16 protein-coding genes are annotated in these 18816 nt (G+C 68.6%); 3 read left to right on the top strand and 13 right to left on the bottom strand.

What is annotated here, in order from left to right; genetic code table 11:
- Nucleotides 1-21: 21 nt before the first annotated feature.
- Both FHY09_RS13895 and FHY09_RS13890 read right to left on the bottom strand, forming a co-directional pair.
- On the bottom strand, nt 22-816 hold the full coding sequence (locus FHY09_RS13895) for a MetQ/NlpA family ABC transporter substrate-binding protein (RefSeq protein ID WP_166927492.1): 795 nt from the start codon (nt 814-816) through the stop codon (nt 22-24).
- A gap of 26 nt (nt 817-842) precedes the next feature.
- Nucleotides 843-1814, bottom strand: a complete 972-nt coding sequence (locus FHY09_RS13890) for a helix-turn-helix transcriptional regulator (protein ID WP_166927491.1) — start codon at nt 1812-1814, stop codon at nt 843-845.
- Between the two features lie 85 nt (nt 1815-1899).
- Between FHY09_RS13890 and FHY09_RS13885 the strand changes: the two genes are divergently transcribed.
- Both FHY09_RS13885 and FHY09_RS13880 read left to right on the top strand, forming a co-directional pair.
- Nucleotides 1900-2535, top strand: a complete 636-nt coding sequence (locus FHY09_RS13885) for a hypothetical protein (RefSeq protein WP_166927490.1) — start codon at nt 1900-1902, stop codon at nt 2533-2535.
- A gap of 109 nt (nt 2536-2644) precedes the next feature.
- Nucleotides 2645-3424 carry a DUF481 domain-containing protein gene (locus tag FHY09_RS13880; protein ID WP_166927489.1) on the top strand — a complete coding sequence of 260 codons (780 nt, stop codon included), beginning with the start codon at nt 2645-2647 and terminating at the stop codon, nt 3422-3424.
- A 489-nt stretch (nt 3425-3913) separates the two neighbouring features.
- On the opposite strand, the gene hemC is transcribed toward FHY09_RS13880, so the two are convergent.
- From hemC to lexA, 10 genes are all read right to left on the bottom strand, one after another.
- Entirely contained in the window at nt 3914-4828 is a 915-nt protein-coding gene (gene hemC, locus FHY09_RS13875; protein WP_166927488.1) for a hydroxymethylbilane synthase, read from the bottom strand.
- Between the two features lie 63 nt (nt 4829-4891).
- A complete protein-coding gene (locus FHY09_RS13870) occupies nt 4892-5662 on the bottom strand; it encodes a LytR/AlgR family response regulator transcription factor (RefSeq protein WP_208407882.1) in 771 nt (256 codons plus the stop codon).
- Nucleotides 5631-6647 (bottom strand): histidine kinase, encoded by a 1017-nt coding sequence (locus FHY09_RS13865; RefSeq protein WP_166927647.1) that lies wholly within the window; start codon nt 6645-6647, stop codon nt 5631-5633. Before FHY09_RS13865 ends, FHY09_RS13870 begins: the two co-directional genes overlap by 32 nt.
- Before the next feature lie 30 nt (nt 6648-6677).
- Complete coding sequence (locus tag FHY09_RS13860) at nt 6678-7337, bottom strand: alpha/beta hydrolase family protein (protein ID WP_166927486.1); 660 nt, start codon at nt 7335-7337, stop codon at nt 6678-6680.
- Between the two features lie 83 nt (nt 7338-7420).
- Entirely contained in the window at nt 7421-9346 is a 1926-nt protein-coding gene (gene mdoH / locus FHY09_RS13855; RefSeq protein WP_456362828.1) for a glucans biosynthesis glucosyltransferase MdoH, read from the bottom strand.
- A gap of 215 nt (nt 9347-9561) precedes the next feature.
- Entirely contained in the window at nt 9562-9732 is a 171-nt protein-coding gene (locus tag FHY09_RS13850) for a hypothetical protein (protein WP_166927484.1), read from the bottom strand.
- A 162-nt stretch (nt 9733-9894) separates the two neighbouring features.
- The gene (locus FHY09_RS13845) at nt 9895-13068 is read right to left on the bottom strand and encodes an error-prone DNA polymerase (RefSeq protein ID WP_166927646.1); all 3174 of its coding nucleotides are present in this window, start codon (nt 13066-13068) and stop codon (nt 9895-9897) included.
- A gap of 38 nt (nt 13069-13106) precedes the next feature.
- Nucleotides 13107-14525 carry a Y-family DNA polymerase gene (locus tag FHY09_RS13840; protein WP_166927483.1) on the bottom strand — a complete coding sequence of 473 codons (1419 nt, stop codon included), beginning with the start codon at nt 14523-14525 and terminating at the stop codon, nt 13107-13109.
- Nucleotides 14526-14534: 9 nt separating this feature from the next.
- Entirely contained in the window at nt 14535-15188 is a 654-nt protein-coding gene (gene imuA, locus FHY09_RS13835; protein ID WP_166927482.1) for a translesion DNA synthesis-associated protein ImuA, read from the bottom strand.
- A gap of 1 nt (nt 15189) precedes the next feature.
- Nucleotides 15190-15795 carry a transcriptional repressor LexA gene (gene lexA / locus FHY09_RS13830; RefSeq protein ID WP_166927481.1) on the bottom strand — a complete coding sequence of 202 codons (606 nt, stop codon included), beginning with the start codon at nt 15793-15795 and terminating at the stop codon, nt 15190-15192.
- A gap of 217 nt (nt 15796-16012) precedes the next feature.
- Between lexA and katB the strand changes: the two genes are divergently transcribed.
- Nucleotides 16013-17512: a catalase KatB gene (gene katB / locus FHY09_RS13825; protein WP_456362827.1), complete on the top strand. Its 1500-nt coding sequence runs from the start codon at nt 16013-16015 to the stop codon at nt 17510-17512.
- Nucleotides 17513-17632: 120 nt separating this feature from the next.
- On the opposite strand, the gene FHY09_RS13820 is transcribed toward katB, so the two are convergent.
- Entirely contained in the window at nt 17633-18766 is a 1134-nt protein-coding gene (locus FHY09_RS13820; RefSeq protein ID WP_166927645.1) for an MFS transporter, read from the bottom strand.
- Nucleotides 18767-18816: the final 50 nt, after the last annotated feature.

Genomic DNA, 18816 nt, shown 5'->3' with positions numbered 1-18816 from the left:
GGTCGGCGCCGCGTGCGGCAGTCAGAACGCGGGCAGCACCGCGCCCTTGTACTTGTCTTCGATGAACTTCTTCACTTCCGGGCTGTGCAGCGCGGCCGCCAGCTTCTGCACGCGCGCATCGTCCTTGTTGTCGGCACGCGCCACGAGGAAGTTCACATACGGCGAGTCCTTGCTCTCGATGGCCAGCGCATCCTCGGTCGGGTTGAGGCCGGCATCCAGCGCGTAGTTGGTGTTGATCAGCGCCAGGTCCACCTGGTCGAGCACGCGCGGCAGCATGGCCGAGTCCAGCTCGCGGAACTTCAGGTGCTTGGGATTGGCGGTGATGTCGCGCTGGGTGGCCAGCGAATTGCCCGGGTCCTTGAGCTGGATCACCCCGGCCTGGTGCAGCAGGATCAGCGCGCGGCTGTTGTTGCTCGGGTCGTTGGGAATCACCACGTCCGCACCGTCGGGCATTTCGGCCAGGGTCTTGATCCGGCGCGAGTAGGCACCGAAGGGTTCGATATGCACGCCGGTCACCGTCACCAGCGAGGTCTTGCGATCGCGGTTGTAGGCATCCAGGTAAGGCTCGGTCTGGAAGTAGTTGGCGTCCACCTGCTTCTGCACCAGCTGGTCGTTGGGCTGCACGTAGTCATTGAACACACGCACTTCCAGCTCGACGCCCTGCGCTTGCAGCAGCGGCTTGACCACGCCCAGGATTTCCTCGTGCGGGACCGCCGTGGCGGCCACCACCAGCTTCTGCGAGGACTCGCCGGACTTGCCGCACGCGGCAATGGCGAGGGTGGCGGCAAGGAGAGGCAACAACAGGCGTTTTTTCATGCGTTTTGCTCGATCAGGAAGGAAGTTCACTTGCGCTCGTAATTGGTCAGCGCCAACTCAAGCAGCGCCTTGGCCTGCTCGCGCAGCATGGCCGGCTCGATGATCTCGGCATCGGACCCATAATGCAGCACGTCCATCAGCAGTTCCCGGGACACGCTGTACGGTACCTTCAGTTCGTAGCGCCCGTCTGCCAGATAGCGGCCCTGCTGGTTGGCGTGCCAGTGTTCATCGGCCACCCAGCGCGCCGCCTTCGGGCTGAAAACGATCGTCGCCCATCCCTTGGGTGCACCGGAGAAGATGCCGTAGCTGGCGCCCAGCTGGGCGTCCAGTTCGGTCTCGGCCACATCGGTGGCCTGCGCATCCACCACGCGGGCCTTGTTGATGCGGTCCACCGCAAAGCTGCGCAAGGCTTCGCGGTCATGGTCCCAGGCGTCCAGGTACCAGTTGTCGCGGTAATGGGTCAGCCGCTGTGGCGAGACCGTGCGCCGGGTGGGTTCGTCGGTGGAGCGCGCGCGGTATTCAAAGGCCAGCTGGCGGCGCTCCAGCACTGCCGAGGCCACGCTGCGGAAGCTGGCTTCATCGAACTTGCGCACCCGGTGCGGGATCACGCGGACGCGGTCCACCGGCCAGTTGGACACGCCGGCCTGTGCGGCCAGCAACCCTTCGATGCGCTGCTGCAGCGGTGCCAGCACAGACGACAACACGCCGCCGCCGGTGCGCGCCAGCAGGTGCTGCGAGGCCAGCAGGGCGTGCAGTTCTTCCGAGCTGAGCCACAGACCGGGCAGTTCGAAACGGTCGCTTTCCTCGGCCATGTAGCGGAAGCCGGCCTCGCCGTCGCCTTCGATGGGCGCCATCAGCGCATCGCGCAGGAACGCGAGATCGCGGTACACCGTTGCGCGGGAACACCCCAGCTTGTCCTGCAGGGTGGCCACGGTGACCGGGTACCGTGCGGACTTCAGCAGGCGATGCAGTGCGGTAATGCGTTCGTATCGGTCCATGGCCCCGATTATGTCCGACTCACCGCCGTTGTGGCGTCGATGATCGGCTATGGTGTGCACCCTGCCCGTCCGGACCTGCCACGCCATGCGCCCGATGCCCTCCCTGCTGGCCCTTGCCAGCGTTCTGCTGCTGGCCGGCTGCGACCGCGAGTCCTCCGCCCCCGCCACCCAGAGCGTTCCTGCGGCACTGCCCACGGCGGCGGCACCGGCAGATCCGGCGCAGGCCCTGCTGGCCGCCACGCGGCGCTTTGCCAACCTGCGCAGCTTCCACGCCGAGATGATCCTGCACGGCGCGCGCGCCGGCCAGGTCACCCGGGCCCGGCTGGATTTCGTCGCCCCGGACCGCTACCGCATCGAGGGCGCCGGCGGTGTACAGACCGTCATCGGCGATACGTTCTTCCTGCAGGGCGAAGACCGCATCCAGCAGGTGCCCGTGCCGCCGGGCCTGCTCGCGCAATGGCGCAGCCCGCTGCCGCCGGACGCTGATCTGCACGGCATGGCGGTGGAGGATCGCGGTGCGGTGGTGCTCGACGACGTGCCCACGCGACATTATCTGGTCAATGGCCGTGCCGGCAGCGGGGAGACCCTGCAGTACTGGATCGGCGCTGACGGACTGCCACGGCAGATCCAGCGCGATGGTTTCAACGGCGACCACCCCTTCCGCCTGACCCTGCGTTACACGCGGCTGGACGATCCCACGCTGCAGGTGCCGCTTCCCTGACCCGGGCAGAGAGGAAACCCCGGCTGAAGCGGACACCCTGTCCGCTCAGGATCGATCGGATGTAAACGCTATCATCACCCCCTGCCTGTGCCGCCTTCGGAGAATCTCGATGTCCCTGCGTGTCCCCCACCTGTTGCTCCCCTTGATGTTGGTCGCGCCTGCCGCGTTCGCGCAGGATCCGGCCGAACTTGCGGCGATGACCTCGCCCTGGAGCGGCAGCGGGGGTGAGTTCGGTTTTGCTTCGGCACGCGGCAACAGCAACACCGAGAGCGCCAACGGGCGCCTGCGCCTGCGCTACACCGATGACGACTGGGTGCACAGCATGGACCTGTTCGGCCTGCGCTCGCGCTCGGAGGCCACGCAGACCTCCGACGACGGCACCACCACGCGCGTCTCCAGCACCACAGCCAACCGCTACACCGGCAGTGCCGGCAGCGCGCTGCAGCTGGGCGAACACCGCCAGCTGACCGCCACCGTGCGTTACGAGCAGGACGATTTTGCTACCTATGACCGCCAGAGCTCGTTCGGTCTGGGTTACGGCACGCGCCTGCTGGACAACGACCGCTTCTATGTCGATGCGCAGATCGGTCCGGGTGTGCGCCGCACGCACAACACCGAAGACGATGAAACCCGCACCGGGCTGATCGGCCGTGGCTTCTTCGATGTGAAGTACACGCTGACCCCCAATACCGATCTGGTCAACACGCTGCTGGTCGAATCCGGTTCGTACAACACCTTCGCGCAGAACGATTTCGGGGTGGCGGTGAGCATGAACGAGCATCTGGCGCTGAAGGCCGGCTGGCAGGCGCGCCACAACAGCGACGTGGGCCAGGACAAGCGCAAGACCGATACGCTGACCACCATGAACGTGGTCTACAAGTTCAAGTAAGCGGCAGGCTCCGGCGGGGCGGCCGGCGAACGGCAAAGCCCCTCGCGGTGGGTGCTGGTTGTGCAGCTTGGCTGCGGATGGGTCGGACGTTGGGGCTGGGTGGGGGACGGCAAGTGCCGCTCCTGCGGGCCTTGTTTCGCGCCATCCCTGGCGCTCAACACCCCCACCCAGCCCCACCGCCCGACCTCTGACATGTCCCGTGGCACCCACCACGGAAAAGAAAAAAGAAAAGCAGAAGCCGCCCGGGACCTGGTCACGCGCGGCTTTTGCTTCTGCTTTTCTTTTTTCTTTCCCGTGGTGGGCGCAGCAGGAAACTGTCCGGGGGGCGGGCGGGTGGGTCGGGTGGGGGCGTGTCGCGCCATGGATGGCGCGAGGCGAGGCACGCAGGAGCAGCTTTTGCCGTCCCCCGCCCGATTCACCCGGCCGACCAGGCGCCATTGCAGCCAGCGCCCACCGCGAGGGGCTTCGCCGTTCGCTGGCGATCCGGGCTCAGACCTGGACCAGCAGCTCCGCCGCGCCACCTTCCAGGAGCAGTGCCGCCACGCGCTGACCCAGGGCTTCCGGATCGGCCGCCGCCCCCGTGGCCTCGGCCCGCACCGCGCGGCCATCGGCCACGCTGCCCACCGCGCCCTGCAGGTGCAGCTGATCATCCTGCCACTGCGCGATGGCCGCCACCGGCACATGGCAGCTGCCATGCAATGCACGGTTCATCGCCCGCTCGGCTTCCACGCAGGCGCGCGTACGCGCATCGTCCAGCGGGGCGAACAGCTGCAGCAGCGCCGCGTTGCCCCCCGCACATTCCACCGCCACGGCGCCCTGTGCAGGGGCAGGCAGCCACTGTGGCGGCTGCAGCCGGTCAACGATCCGATGGCCCAGGTTCAAGCGCTCCAGCCCCGCAACGGCCAGGATGATCGCGTCGTAGCCGCCGTTGTCCAGCTTCGCCAGCCGCGTATTAATGTTGCCCCTCAGGTCCAGCAGCTGCAGGTCCGGGCGCAGCGCGCGCAACTGCGCCTGCCGGCGCAGCGAGGAGGTTCCCACCCGCGCACCGGGCGGCAGCACATCCAGCGACGCGTAAAGGTTGGAGACGAAGCCATCGGCCGGGTCATGCCGCGGCAGGATGGCCGACAGCACGAACGGGGCGTCCAGCTCCATCGGCACGTCCTTGAGCGAATGCACCGCGCAGTCCGCTTCGCCGCGCAGCATCGCCAGCTCCAGTTCCTTCAGGAACAGCCCCTTGCCACCGATCGCGGCCAGCGAACGGTCCAGCACTTCATCGCCGCGCGTGCTCATCGGCACCAGTTCGACATGCAGTCCCGGATGCACCGCGCGCAGGCGGTCGGCGACGTATTCGCTCTGCCAAAGGGCGAGCGGGCTCTTGCGGGTGGCGATGCGAAGGCTGTCCATGCGGGCATTATCCCGCATCGGTGCGGCTCCCGCCGAGCGGCCTGCGCATGCGGGGTGGCGCCGTCAGAGGTCGCGCAGTTCCTGGCGCAGGTTCGCTACGCACCGCCGGCTCACTTCCAGCGGCTGGCGTCCGTGCCGCAGCACGGCCTGCACCTGGCCGGAGGCCGTGCGCTTGAGCTCAAGCAGTTCGTGCCGCGCGACCAGGCAGTTGCGGTGGATGCGCAGGAAACGACCGCCGAACTCTTCTTCCAGCGAACGCAGCGACTCTTCGATCAGGTCTTCGCCGCGCGCGTGGTGCACCACCACGTATTTCTCCTCGGCCTGCAGGTAATGGATGTCCTCCACGGGAATCAGGCGCAGGCTGCCCCGCAGGCGCGCGCACAGCATCGTCCGTGCAGGCCCCTCGCCCGACCCTGCCGCTTCGCTGCGGCCCGCCAGGAACACACGGGCACGCTCCACCGCCGCCGCAAGCCGTTCCGGCCGCACCGGCTTCATCAGGTAATCGATGGCAGCCGCTTCGAAGGCCGACAGCGCATGGGCATCGTAGGCAGTGCAGAACACCACGGCGGGGCGCGGCTCGAAGGTCGCCAGGTGGCGCGCTGCTTCCAGCCCATCCAGGCCCGGCATGGCGATATCCAGCAACACCAGGTCCGGCTGGTGCTCGGCACAGGCATGCAACGCCTGCTCGCCATTGCCGGCCTCGGCCACCACGTCCACCCCTGGAAGCTCACCCAGCAGGGCCTGCAGGCGCTCGCGGGCCAGCGGCTCATCGTCGGCGATCACTACCCTCACGTCGGCTCCCTCATTTGACCGGCACGGTGATCTCGCAGACATAGTAGCCCTCGTCCCAGCCTGCCGTCATGCGAGCGCCTGCGCCGAAACGCCACGCCAGCCGGTGCGCGATGCTGTGCTGGGCATGGCCGGCACCGCGTGCCAGCAGCAACCCGGGCGCCTGCGGGTCCGGCGAAGGATTGCGCACCTTCAGCCGCAACAGGCCGTCTTCGCAGCGCAGCGCCAGTTCGATGGTGCCGCCTTCGGGCAGGCGCGAGATGCCGTGCAGCACCGCGTTTTCCACCAAGGGCTGCAGCACCAGCCGCGGCATCGGCTGCGCCCACGGCAGGGGCTCTTCGCGCTGCCAGCGCACCTGCAGCCGCTCGCCAAGGCGGAGCGTCTCGATCGACAGGTAGCGTTCGGCCAGCTCGCATTCCTCGCGCAGCGTGGCATCGCCCTCGCCCGCGCCCAGCGCCGCGCGGAACAGATCGGAAAGATCCAGCACCGCGCGCTCGGCCACGCCGGCGTCGCGGCGGATCAGGCTGGCGATGAGGTTCATGCTGTTGAACAGGAAGTGCGGCCGGATCCGGGCCTGCAGCGCGTCGGCCTGCGCACGCGCGTTGGCCTGCACCTGTGCCGCCCAGCGGTCGCTGACATAGAAGTAGCGCAGCGCCAGCGCGGTGATCAGCGCGGTGGTCGCCGCACTGCCCAGGGTGAAGCGCCAGAAACCCACCTCACGGGCGAACGTATCGCCCAGCGCCGCGTAGAGGGCATGGATGATGCCCGCACCCAGCACCGCGATCAGGGCCGCCAGGGCCACCGCGGCCGGTGCCCCCAGCACGGCGGGCAGCCGTGACAGCACCCGGTGCAGCGCGCACAGGCTGCCGCTCACCGCCAGCGCCAGCCACAGTGCGAATGCACTGGCCGAAAGCAGTTCGCCGGCGGTCCAGTGCCGGCTGCCATCGGGCACCAGCGCCATGATCACCACCACCAGTTGGGCCAGCACCAGCAGCGTGGCCACGCGCGGCACCCGGCACAGCTCGGGCATCCACGCGGCGCCGGCGGCGGTGGCCACCGCTCAGCCGGCCGACAGCCGCGACTGCAGCCAGTCGCCGAGGGCGGTGATTTCCTCGGCACAGACCTGGTGGCCCATCGGGTAGTCCTGCCACTGCACGGGCAGGCCGAGACCGGTCAGGATGTCATGGCTGAACACCCCCACGGCATGCGGTACCACCGGGTCCTGTGTACCGTGGGCCATGAACACCGGGGCCTGCACGCCGTGGTCCACGCGCGCGGTGCGCTCGGCATCAGGCAGGTAGGTGGACAGGGCGATCACGCCCGCCAGCGGCGCCGTGCGCGCCAGCAGGGCGCTCAGCACCACCGCGCCGCCCTGTGAGAAACCAGCCAGGAATATATGGGCTTCGGGCACGCCACGCGCCACTTCGCGGGCAATCAGCTCATCGACTTCCAGCACCGAGGCCTGCACGCCCTCCATGTCCGCACGCGAGCGGAAATCCATGCCGACGATGTCGTACCAGCCGCGCATCGGCACGCCGTTGTTGACCGTGATCGGACGGACCGGGGCATGCGGGAACACAAAGCGCAGCGCGGGCCAGCCGGGTCGTACCAGCTCGGGCACCACCGGCCCGAAATCGTGGCCATCCGAGCCCAGCCCATGCAGCCAGATGACCGACCAGTTGGGCGAGGCGCCGGTTTCGTGTTCTACGGTCTGCAGCATGTGCGGCTCCTGTGCGTTCAACACGCATTATGCGTGCTGTTGGCCTGCTGCGCTGCCGTTGCCCGGCTGATGGCCGCCGCCCCTCAGTACAGCGGCGGCAGCTCGGCGGCATGTCGACGCAGCTGCGCGGCGCGCACCAGCACCTGCGGCGGCGTGTTTTCTTCCGGGGTATCCATCAGGCCAACACGGTGCAGCCAGGTGCCCGGGCCGCGCGAAGAAGTCAGCGCCACCACTGGAATGGACAGCACCATGCCCAGCACCACCGGCGCCATCCACGCTGCCAGCGCCGGCGACACCGCGTAGGCCAGGCTGCCCATGAATGCGCCGAACAGGCTCAGGCCACCATAACTGCGTACAAGCGCACGCCAGTCCACCCGGCCGTCGTCGCGCTGCTGCGCATCCCAGCCTGAATCCTTGCCGGCCAGCACCTCGGCCACGCCGCGTGACTGAACATACATCACCACCGGCGCCATCAGCGCGGCGAGCACGGTTTCCAGCAGCATCGCGATGAACGCCCGCACGGTGCCACCGCAGCCGCGCCGGTCCACGCGGTCCAGCAGCGTGGCCAGATAGCCGAGCACCTTGGGCATCAGCAGCACCACCATGGTCGCGCCGAACAGGCGGACCACTTCCACCTCATCCTGGTGGCGCCAGTACAGGCTCGGCGAAAGATGCAGCACGCCGTTGATGTCGATGCCGCCCTGGAACAACGGGATCGCGATGCCGATGAGCATCAGCATGCCCCACATCGGGGCGGTGAAATAATGACCGATGCCGATCAGCATGTGCACCCGGCTGATCCAGTGCAGTCCCGGGCTGCCCACGATCTTGCCGTGCTGCAGGTTGCCCTGGCACCAGCGGCGGTCGCGCACCATCATGTCGGTGAGGGTCGGCGGGCCTTCTTCATAGCTGCCCTTGAGGTAGGGCACCATGTGCGCTGCCCAGCCACCGCGACGCATCAGCGCCGCTTCCACGAAATCATGGCTCAGCACGTGCCCGCCGAACGGCTCCTTGCCCGGCAGCTCGGGCAGCCCGGCCTGCTCGGCGAAGGCCACCGTGCGGATGATCGCGTTGTGGCCCCAGTAATTGCTTTCCGCGCCGTGCCACCACGCCACGCCGCGGGCGATCACCGGCCCGTACACGCGGCCGCCGAACTGCTGCATGCGCGCGAACAGCGTATGCCCGCCGACCACCACCGGCAGGGTCTGGATGATGCCCACATCCGGGTTGCGCTCCATGCCGGAGGCCAGGCGGACGATGGTGTCGCCGGTCATCAGGCTGTCGGCATCCAGGATCAGCATCTGCGGATAGGCGCCACCGAACCGGCGCACCCAGTCGGCGATGTTGCCGGCCTTGCGGCCGCCGTTGTCGGCGCGGCGGCGGTAGAACAGATGGCTCTCGGCGCCGAGGGCCTTGCGCACTTCGGCGAAGACCTCCTCCTCGGCACGCGCGATGTCCTCGCGGCGGGTATCGCTGAGCACGAAGAAATCAAACCGCGCGATCTGGCCGGTATCGCGGACCGATTCGTAGATCGCCTGCAGGCCGGCCAGCAGCCGGCGCGGATCTTCGTTGTAGGTCGGCATCAGCAGCGCGGTGCGCGTGTGCAGTTCCGGCAGCGGCTCATCCGGGTCGATGCCCAGGCGATAGCCGCGGTCGAACACGGCGGTCAGGAAGCCGGCCACGGCACTGGCGAAGGCCAGCGCGATCCAGCCGAACAGGCCCACGAACAGCACCAGCAGGCAGCTTTCCAGTACCGATACACCGCCCGGTGACAGCACGCGCCACATCATCCCCGTGGCGACGGTGGTCATCGCCAGCGTGCCACCGAACAGGTACGCCCGGCGCAGCCCGATCAGCCGCGGCGAGGTGCGGTGGCGGGGCTGGGCAAGCGTGCCGCTGCGCAGGGACTGCTCGGGCATCTGCAGTGGCGCGGCGGCCGGCAGAGTGGCTTGCCCGGCATCCAGTGCGGCGTCCAGCGGCGCGTGGGGCGTCCGCGTGTTCACCGGCAGCGCCCCGCAGGCGCCTGATGTCTCGTGTTCCAGGAACGCACCAACGCTCACCCGCAGAAATGAAAAAATGCCGCTCAGTCTAGGCCGACTCATGTAAGTCAGGTGCGAAAGGCGTCACGGCGAGTTTTTCCCTATTCAGGAAAGAGTGCAAGGGGGGTGAGCCGGCACCGGGGGGTCAGGAAACAGCGCCCTACGGACTCACCGCCAGGTGCGGGTCAGCCGAGGGCGGCTTCGCTGCGCGGCGCGTCGGCGGCGACGGCCTGGCGTGCGCGCTGCATCGCGACCAGCATCTGCTGGTGGGCGAGCAGGTGCTGGGCCTGCTGCACTTCCGGGGTGGAAAGCACAACGGGACCGGGGACATTCTGGGGTGAAGCCAGCTTGCTCATGCAACCTCCGTGGACGAACCGTCGTGCCTGGAACCTGCCGGTCCTGGCCAACGGAGTGCGCACCCTACCGGAAAACCATGTCACGTGTGTGTATGCATGACCGGGGGCGCCTGCCGCCCGGGTAGCCCCCAGCCCCACCCTGCCGGCATGCCCGCCACGGGTTCAGCGGAAATCCCGCGAAGGTGCCTGCAGATCCGACAGCAGGTGGCTGAAATCGTGCAGGTCGCCGGCGATCAGGTGCTGCACGCCTTCCACGCATTCCCAGCGCCCGCGCACCCCCAGCAGGCGCGCGCCGAGCAGGGCCTTGCGCCGGCGCAGCGCCAACCGCGACCACACCACCACATTGACCATGCCGTGCTCGTCTTCCAGGGTGACGAACACCGTGCCGTTGGCGGTGCCCGGCTTCTGCCGCTGGGTGACCAGGCCGATGATGTGCACCCCGCGCCCGTGGCCCAGCGCGCGCAGCTGGCGTGAATCCAGGGTGCGTTCACGCTGCAGCCGCGCGCGCAGCAGTGACAGCGGGTGCGCGCCCAGGGTCAGGCCACTGCTGCGGTAATCGGAAAGCATCTCCTCGGCCAGGTCGGGCGCGGGCAGCGCCACTGCGCTTTCCTCCGGGCTGCCAGCCAGCAGCGGCAGCGCGCGCTCAATGCCTGCCACGGCCCAGCGGGCTGCGTTGCGGTTGCCCACCAGGGCCGCCAGCGCCCCGCCATCGGCCAGCACCTGGCGCGCCTTGCCATCCAGCCGCGCACGCTGGCACAGATCGGCCACGTCGGCGAAGGGCCGCTGCGCCCGCGCGGCCATGATCGCCCGCGCCGCCGCCTCGCTGCAGCCGGCCAGCTGGCGCAGGCCCAGGCGGATGGCGGGCTGCTCGCAGTCATCCCCGCCTTCCAGCGTGTTGTCCCAATCGCTGATGCACACATCCACCGGAAGCACCGCGACGCCGGCGCGTTCGGCGCTGCCACGCCGCGCGTCCTGCACGATCTGGCTGGCCGAATAGAAACCCATCGGCTGGGCGTTGAGCAGCGCACAGGCGAAGGCGGCCGGCTCGTGGCGCTTGAGGAAACAGCTGATGTACACCAGCTTGGCGAACGAGGCGGCGTGGCTCTGCGGAAACCCGTACGCACCGAAGCCCTTGATCTGCTCGAAGATCTGTTCGATGAAGCCATCGTCGTAGTTCCTTTCCTTCATCAATCCACGGATGCGCTCGCGGTGCGAATGCATGTCGCCGCCCTGGCGCCAGGCCGCCATCGAACGGCGCAGCTGGTCGGCCTCGTGAGGCTCGTAGCCGGCATGGATCACCAGCTCCATCACCTGCTCCTGGAACAGCGGAATGCCCAGCGTGTGGCCCAGGATCGCCTCGATGCCCTCGGACGGATACGTGACCGGCTCAAGGTTCTGGCGACGGCGCAGGAACGGGTGCACCATGCCGCCCTGGATCGGCCCGGGCCGCACGATCGCCACCTGGATCACCAGGTCATAGAACCGGGTGGGCTTCAGCCGCGGCAGCATGCTCATCTGGGCGCGTGATTCGATCTGGAACACGCCCACGGTATCGGCCAGCCGGATCATCGCGAAGGTGGCCGGATCATCCACGGGCAGGCGCGCCAGATCGATGCGATGGCCGCGCTTGCGCTCCACCAGTTCCACCGCCTTGCGGATGCAGGTCAGCATGCCCAGCGCAAGGCAGTCCACCTTGAGCATCTTCATGGTTTCCAGATCATCCTTGTCCCACTGGATGATGGTGCGGTCGGCCATGGCCGCGTTCTCCACCGGCACGATCATGCTCAGCGGCCCATCGTTGATGATGAATCCCCCCACGTGCTGGGAAAGATGCCGCGGATGGTCGCGCAGCTGTTCGGTAACGGCCAGCACCTGCAGCAGCAGTGGATTTTCCGGATCGAAACCGGCTTCGGCCAGGCGCTGTTCCATGGGCGTCTCGCCATTGCCCCAACCAAAACACTCGGCCAGCAGCGCCACCTGGTCGGCGGGCAGGCCGAAGGCCTTGGCCACATCGCGCACGGCGCTCTTGCCGCGGTAGCGGATCACCGTGGCCGCCAGCGCGGCGCGTTCACGGCCATATTTCGCATACACGTACTGCAGCACTTCCTCGCGCCGCTCGTGCTCGAAATCCACATCGATATCGGGCGGCTCCTTGCGTTCCTCGGAAAGAAACCGTGCAATCAGCAGGCGGCTTTCGGCCGGATTGACCACGGTGATGCCCAGCGCATAACAGACCGCCGAGTTCGCCGAAGAACCGCGGCCCTGGCACAGGATGTCCCGCGAGCGGGCAAAGCGCACGATGTCTTCCACGGTAAGGAAGAACGCCTCGTACCCGAGCTTGGTGATCAGGGCCAGCTCGCTCTCGATCTGCGCCTGCACTCCCTCCGGCACGCCTTCCGGCCAGCGCTCGCACATGCCGCGCAGCGTGAGCTCGCGCAGCCAGCTGCCGGGGGTATGCCCCTCCGGCACGAGCTCGGCCGGATACGTGTAGCTGACTTCGTCCAGGGCGAAGGTGCAGCGCCGCGCCAGCGCCACCGCAGTGGCCAGCAGCGCAGGGGGATGGATGTTGCCCAGCGCGCGGCGGCTGCGCAGGTGATGCTCGCCATTGCGGAACAGGAAGGCTCCGCACTCGGCCAGCGGCAGGGTGTGGCGGATGGCGGTCATCGTGTCCTGCAGCACGCGGCGGCGGCGTACATCCATGTGCACATCACCGCAGGCCAGCGCGTCCATCCCCAGCAGGGCAGCCAACGCCTGCAGCTGCTGCAGGCGCGCCGCGTCATCGCGCTCGCGGTGCAGGTGCACGGCCAGCCACGTGCGCTGGGCGAAGCAACGCTGCAGCCAGCGCCCCTGTCCGGCATCCGGCGCGGCCGCCGGTACCCACAGCGCGAACAGGCCCAGCGCCTCGCCTGCCACGTCGGCCACCGCGCGCTCCACATCCTCGCGCGTGAGCCGGTAGTGGCCCTTGCCGGCCGCGCGGCGCCCGACGGTGATCAGCTCGCACAGACGGGTGTAACCGGCCCGGTTCTGCACCAGCAGCACCATTTTCAGGCCACACACCAGGGTGAACTCGCTGCCCACCACCAGCCGCACGCCACTGGCACGCGAGGCTTCCAGGCCCCGCACGATGCCGGCCAGCGAACACTCATCGGTGATGGCCAGCGCTTCATAGCCGCACTGGCGTGCGCGCGCGAACAGTTCTTCGGCACTGGCGGCACCGCGCAGGAACGAGAAATCGGACAGGCAATGCAGCTCCGCATACGCCGGCCATCCGTCCCTGCCCGGCACATCGTCGTTGGCCGCCTGCAGGCGCTGATGGGTTTCCCAGGCCCGCGGCATGCGTCCGCCCGGTGCGTCGTCATGTTCGTCCTGGCGGCTCACGCGAACCACCCGTGCAGCATCCAGCCGTCCTGCTCGCCTGGCCGGGCGAAGGCCCACGCATGCTGGCCGTGCCGCGTTTCCAGCACGTAATAATCACGCCGCGCTTCGGCGCCATCCCACCAGCCGCTTTCCAGCCGCTCCGGACCACTCACGATGCGCGCCTGCGGATCACGCAGGGGCACCGGCTCGGGCAGCAGCCAGGCCGGACGCGGCGGTCGCGCGGGCGCCTGCATGATCGCCGCCGGATCGCCCTCCACGCGCTGCCAGGCGCGCTCCGGGCGCGGATCTCCGCCCGGTGCCACACGGTAGACCGAGGCATCGCCCAGCCGCGCGCGCAGGCGCTCGCGCAGCTGCGGCCACGGCAGCTGCTGCTGGCTGCGGGTGTCGAACAGATCGCGGCTGGCCGGCACGAAGGTGGGCAGCTCGCGGGCGAGCAGGCGCACGGCCACCACCGGCCGCGGAATGCTGGCGCGTTCCAGGCGGTTGCGGGTGAGCTCGAACAGCAGCGCGGCATCGCGCTCGGCCGCCAGCAGGCCCACCTCCACATCGGTATGCCCCTGTTCGTGTTCCAGCCGCAGCACGAAGCGCTGCACCCCGCCATCGCGGATGGACAGGCTGGTGCACAGATCGCCGATCAGCCGGCGCAGCGGAAACAGCAGCGCGGTGTGGTTTTCCACTTCGTATCCCAGCTCCACGCGCGAATCGAAATGATCCGGTGGTGCGTACCAGCGCAGCGGATCGTCCACCTGCCCGTACAGCCGGTCCAGGTGCTCCAGCACCGGCAGCCCGAAGCGCCGGCGCAGGCCATCGCGCGGCATCGCGCGCAGTCCGCGCAGGGTGGTGATGCCCATCTGCTGCAGCCGCTGGCCCGCATCGGCCGGCAGCCGCGCGCCCCGCACCGGCACGCGGTCCAGCAGCGCCGGCAGGGCGGCCATCTGGTCCACCGCCAGGCCATCGCGCAGGCCGGCCAGTACCTGCGCCGCGCGGGGCGTGGGTGCCAGTGCGATGCGGTGCTGGAACCCCAGCGCCTGCAGTTCCTCGCGCAGGCGTGCCTGCAGCACCGGCCACGGCCCCAGCAGCCGGAAGCTGGCACGCACTTCCAGCACGATGCAGCCCGGCCACTGCGCACTCACCAGCGAGCTGTGGCGGTAGGCCCAGCCGGCCAGGAAACGCTGCCAGCGCGGCTCGGCCTGCGCATCGTGTTCGATCATCTGGAAATCCGGCAGCAGCGCCAGCGCGGCGGTCAGGCGCATGCCTGCACGCAACCCGGCCTGCGCCGCCGCCGCGTTCACCGCATACAGCGTGCGCAGCTGCGCCGAGCCACCGACCAGCGCCAGCGGCGTGTCCGGCTCAGGGTGGCGGCGAAGGACGGCATCCAGCGCCAGCTGCGGCAGCACGACACAGGCCCAGAGCATGGCCGCCGCTCACCCTGCCCTCAGCGCGAATGCCTGCGCCGGCGCAGGGCCGCCGCGGCATTTGCGTACCTGCCAGCGGGTGGCCAGCGCCTGCCCCCGCGCCCCGCGCTCGCCCGCCTCCGGGCGTACCGCTTCCAGCCGCAGCGCGGCCGGCGAAGGGTTGTCCGCGTGCCGCCGTTCGCGCACCGCAAAACCCAGGCAGCGGCCGGTATCGGCGGCCACCTGCAGCCGTCGCAGCGCCTGCGCATCAGCCTGCTTCGGCCAGCCCAGCACCGCGGCACAGGCGCCGCTGCGCAGGCATTGTTCGAAGGCCCACAGCGCATCGCGCGGGGCGGCATCGATCAACTGGAGCTGCTCCAGTGCCACGCCCGCGGCCTGCCACGCCGGGGCATACGGCAGGTAGGGCGGTGCGATCACCGCCACCGTTTCACCGGCCTGGCTCAGGCGTGCCAGGGTGGGCAGCAGCAGCTGCAGTTCGCCCATGCCATCGGCAGGCAGCAGCAGCTCGGTCAGCGCACGGCGCGGCCAGCCGCCCTGGGGCAACAGCGCATCCAGGCCGGCGTGCCCGGTCCGCTCGCCCTCCACGCCCCGCGCGCTGCCGCGTCCGGCATGCCAGAGCGTCTGGCTGGCCAGCAACTGCTGCAGGTCCGGGGCGGCGTCCATCTCAACCCTGCCTCACCAGGCCGCAATACACCCCTTCCACCGCGAAATCCTGGCCACGCTCGATCACGATCGGCGCATGCGCCGGATTGCGCGGCAGCAGGCGCACCGCGTCCCCGCTCTGCTGCAGGCGCTTGATCGTCAGTTCGCCATCCACGCGCGCCACCACGGTCTGTCCGTCGCGGGCGACGGGCGTGCGGTGCACGCCCACCAGATCACCATCGAGGATACCGTCGTCGATCATCGAATCGCCCTGCACTTTCAGCAGGTAATCCGGACGTGGCGAGAACATCCGGCGGTCCAGCCACAGTTGCTGGTCCAGACCGATATCCGCCCCGATCGGCTGGCCCGCCGCCACCCGCCCCAGTACCGGCAGGGGCAGCAGTTCGGCCGCTCCACCAGGCAGGCGCAGTCCGCGCTTGCGGCCGCTCATCTGTTCCAGCAGTCCGGCCTCGCACAGCGCCTGCACGTGCTTCTGCGCGGCGTTGCGCGAGGAAAATCCAAAGGCTTCGGCGATGTCCGCCAGGCTGGGCGACTGCCCCGAGGTCAGGGCCTGTCGCAACCAGGCCAGTACGGCGGCACGTTGGGGAGGGAGATCTGTCGAGTCCATGGTGGACATTTGTACACCCCTGCTTCCAAAAAAGCGACCCGCAGAGGCTCAACAGGGTGTGCGACGACGCCCCTGACGCTTTTCGTGCCGAACGCGTGACGCAAATCCACCTAACCTATTGTTTTAATAGGTAAAAACTATTTTAAGAGCGTGTAGGAAATACGGAATCATCAGAGCCCCTTCCGCAGAGATCTCCCACATGCGATTCACACGATTGATGCTGACTGCCGTGCTGCTGATCCCGGCGCCCATGGTCTTTGGCCAATCCACGTTGACCCGCGACAACGGTGCGCCCGTTGGCGACAACCAGAATTCCCAGACAGCGGGCCCCAATGGACCCACGGTGCTGCAGGACGTCCAGCTGATCCAGAAACTGCAGCGCTTTGACCGCGAGCGCATCCCCGAGCGCGTGGTGCATGCGCGCGGCACCGGCGCCCGCGGCACCTTCACTGCCACGGCCGACATCTCCGCGCTGAGCCGCGCCCAGGTCTTCACGCCAGGTGAGACCACGCCGGTCTTCGTGCGCTTCTCCGCGGTTGTCCACGGCAACCATTCGCCGGAAACATTGCGCGACCCGCGCGGGTTCGCCACCAAATTCTATACCCGCGAAGGCAATTGGGACCTGGTGGGCAACAACTTCCCCACCTTCTTCATCCGCGATGCCATCAAGTTCCCTGACATGGTGCATGCCTTCAAGCCGGATCCACGCAGCAACCTCGGCAACGACGCACGCACGTTCGACTTCTTCTCCCACGTGCCCGAAGCCACGCGCACGCTGACACAGCTCTACTCCAACGAAGGCACGCCGCGCGGTTACCGCTTCATGGACGGCAACAGCGTCCATGCCTACAAGCTGGTCAATGCGAACGGCGACGTCCACTACGTGAAGTTCCATTGGAAGACCCTGCAGGGCATCAAGAATCTCGACCCGCGGCAGGTTGCCGAGATCCAGGCCAACGATTACAGCCACATGACACGCGACCTGGTCACCGCCATCCAGCGCGGCGACTACCCGCGCTGGGATCTCTACATCCAGGTGCTGGCGCCGGAGCAGCTGGCCGGCTTCGATTTCGACCCGCTGGACGCCACCAAGATCTGGCCAGGCGTGCCCGAACGGAAGATCGGCGAGATGGTGCTGAACCAGAACGTGGACAACTTCTTCCAGGAGACCGAGCAGGTCGCCATGGCACCGTCCAACCTCGTGCCGGGCATCGAACCGTCCGAGGATCGCCTGCTGCAGGGTCGCCTGTTCTCGTATGCCGATACGCAGATGTACCGCGTTGGCGCCAACGGGCTCTCGCTGCCGGTGAACCGCCCGCGCGTGGCCGTGGACAATGGCAACCAGGATGGCGCCATGAATGCCGGGCACACGACAAGCGGCGTCAATTACGAACCCAGCCGCCTGCAGCCCCGTCCCCAGCAGGACGCCGCCCGCTACAGCAGCCTGCCGCTGTCGGGCAGCACGCAGCAGGCCGCGATCACCCGCCAGCAGAACTTCAAGCAGGCCGGTGAGCTGTACCGCTCCTACAGCCGCAAAGAGCGCGATGACCTGATCCAGAGCTTCGGCCAGGCACTCGCCGGTACCGACGAGGAAAGCAAGAACATCATGCTGTCATTCCTCTACAAGGCCGATCCGGAGTACGGAACCGGCGTGACCCGCGTTGCCAAGGGCGATCTGCAGCGCGTGAAGCAGTTGGCCAGTACGCTGACCGACTGACGCCCGCCCGAGGCTCCCGCGCCGCCGTGGCACGCGGGAGCTTCCTCGCACGACATTGGCCCATGCCTGGCCTGAGCAGCCACGGGCATGGGCCAATGTCGCCTTCCGCGCTGTATCCGGTCAGGTTTCCGCGCGTGTCCGCACCCACAACGCCAGCGCACTGGTGGCACAGGCCAGCAGCACCACGCCCATCCAACCGGCCTGCGCCAGTGCCACCGCACCCAGCCCACCGCCCACCGCCATGCCCACGAACACGCCGGTGAACAGCAGCGCGTTGAGCCGGCTGCGCGCATCGGGCTGCAGGCCATAGACCAGCGCCTGGTGCGAAACCAGCGCCGACTGGAAACCGAAATCGAACACCACGGCGGCCAAGGCCAGCAGGGCCAGCTGCAGCACCGGCGGCAGCGCTGCCTGCAGCAGCAGGCTGGCAAACCCCGCCAGGGCCACGATGATCCCCCAGCGCGCCACCCGCGGCGTGCCGATGCGGTCGGCCAGACGACCGGCCAGCGGGGCCGCCAGCGCCCCAGCCGCGCCCGCGATACCGAACGCCCCGGCGCCGGCACTGCCGATGCTGAAGTGGTCATGCAGCATCAGCGCCAGGGTCGACCAGAACGCACTGAAGCCCATCGCCAGCAGGCCCTGCGCCAGCACCGCACGGCGCAGCACTGGCCACTGCCGCCACAGCTGCAGCATCGAACCCAGCAGGGCCCCGTAGCCCAGCCGGGTGGTCGGTGCGAAGCGCGGCAGCACCGCCCGCAGCAGCAGGCCCATCACCGCCACCGACGCGGCGGCAGCGATGAACATCGCCTGCCACCCCAGCTGGTCGGCCACCACGCCACTGACCACGCGCGAGAGCAGGATGCCCAGCAGCAGGCCGGTCATCACCTTGCCGACCACCGCACCGCGCTGCGCGGGGGCCGCCAGCGTGGCCGCCGCAGGCACCACATCCTGCGCTACCGTGGCCATCAGGCCGACAAGCAGACTGGCCAGCAGCAACCCGGGCAGCTGGCCCGAGAGACCGGCCGCCAGCAGCGCCGCGGCCAGCAGCAGCGACTTGACCAGGATGATGCGGCGGCGGTCATAGCGGTCGCCCAGCGGCGCCAGCAGCGCGATGCCGGCCGCATAGCCGAGCTGGGTCAGGGTCGGCACCAGGCCGATGGAGGCTTCGCCTACCTGCAGCGAGCTGCTCATCGCTCCCAGCATCGGCTGTGCGTAGTACAGCGAGGCCACGCTGAAACCGGCTCCGGCGGCCATCACCGGCACGAACCGTCCAACGGCAGGGGACGGCGCCAGCGGCGATGCGA

The sequence above is a fragment of the Xanthomonas sp. 60 genome, assembly GCF_011761925.1.
The sequence above is the reverse complement of the archived record's forward strand: the minus strand, read 5'-3'. Positions and strand labels throughout refer to the sequence as shown.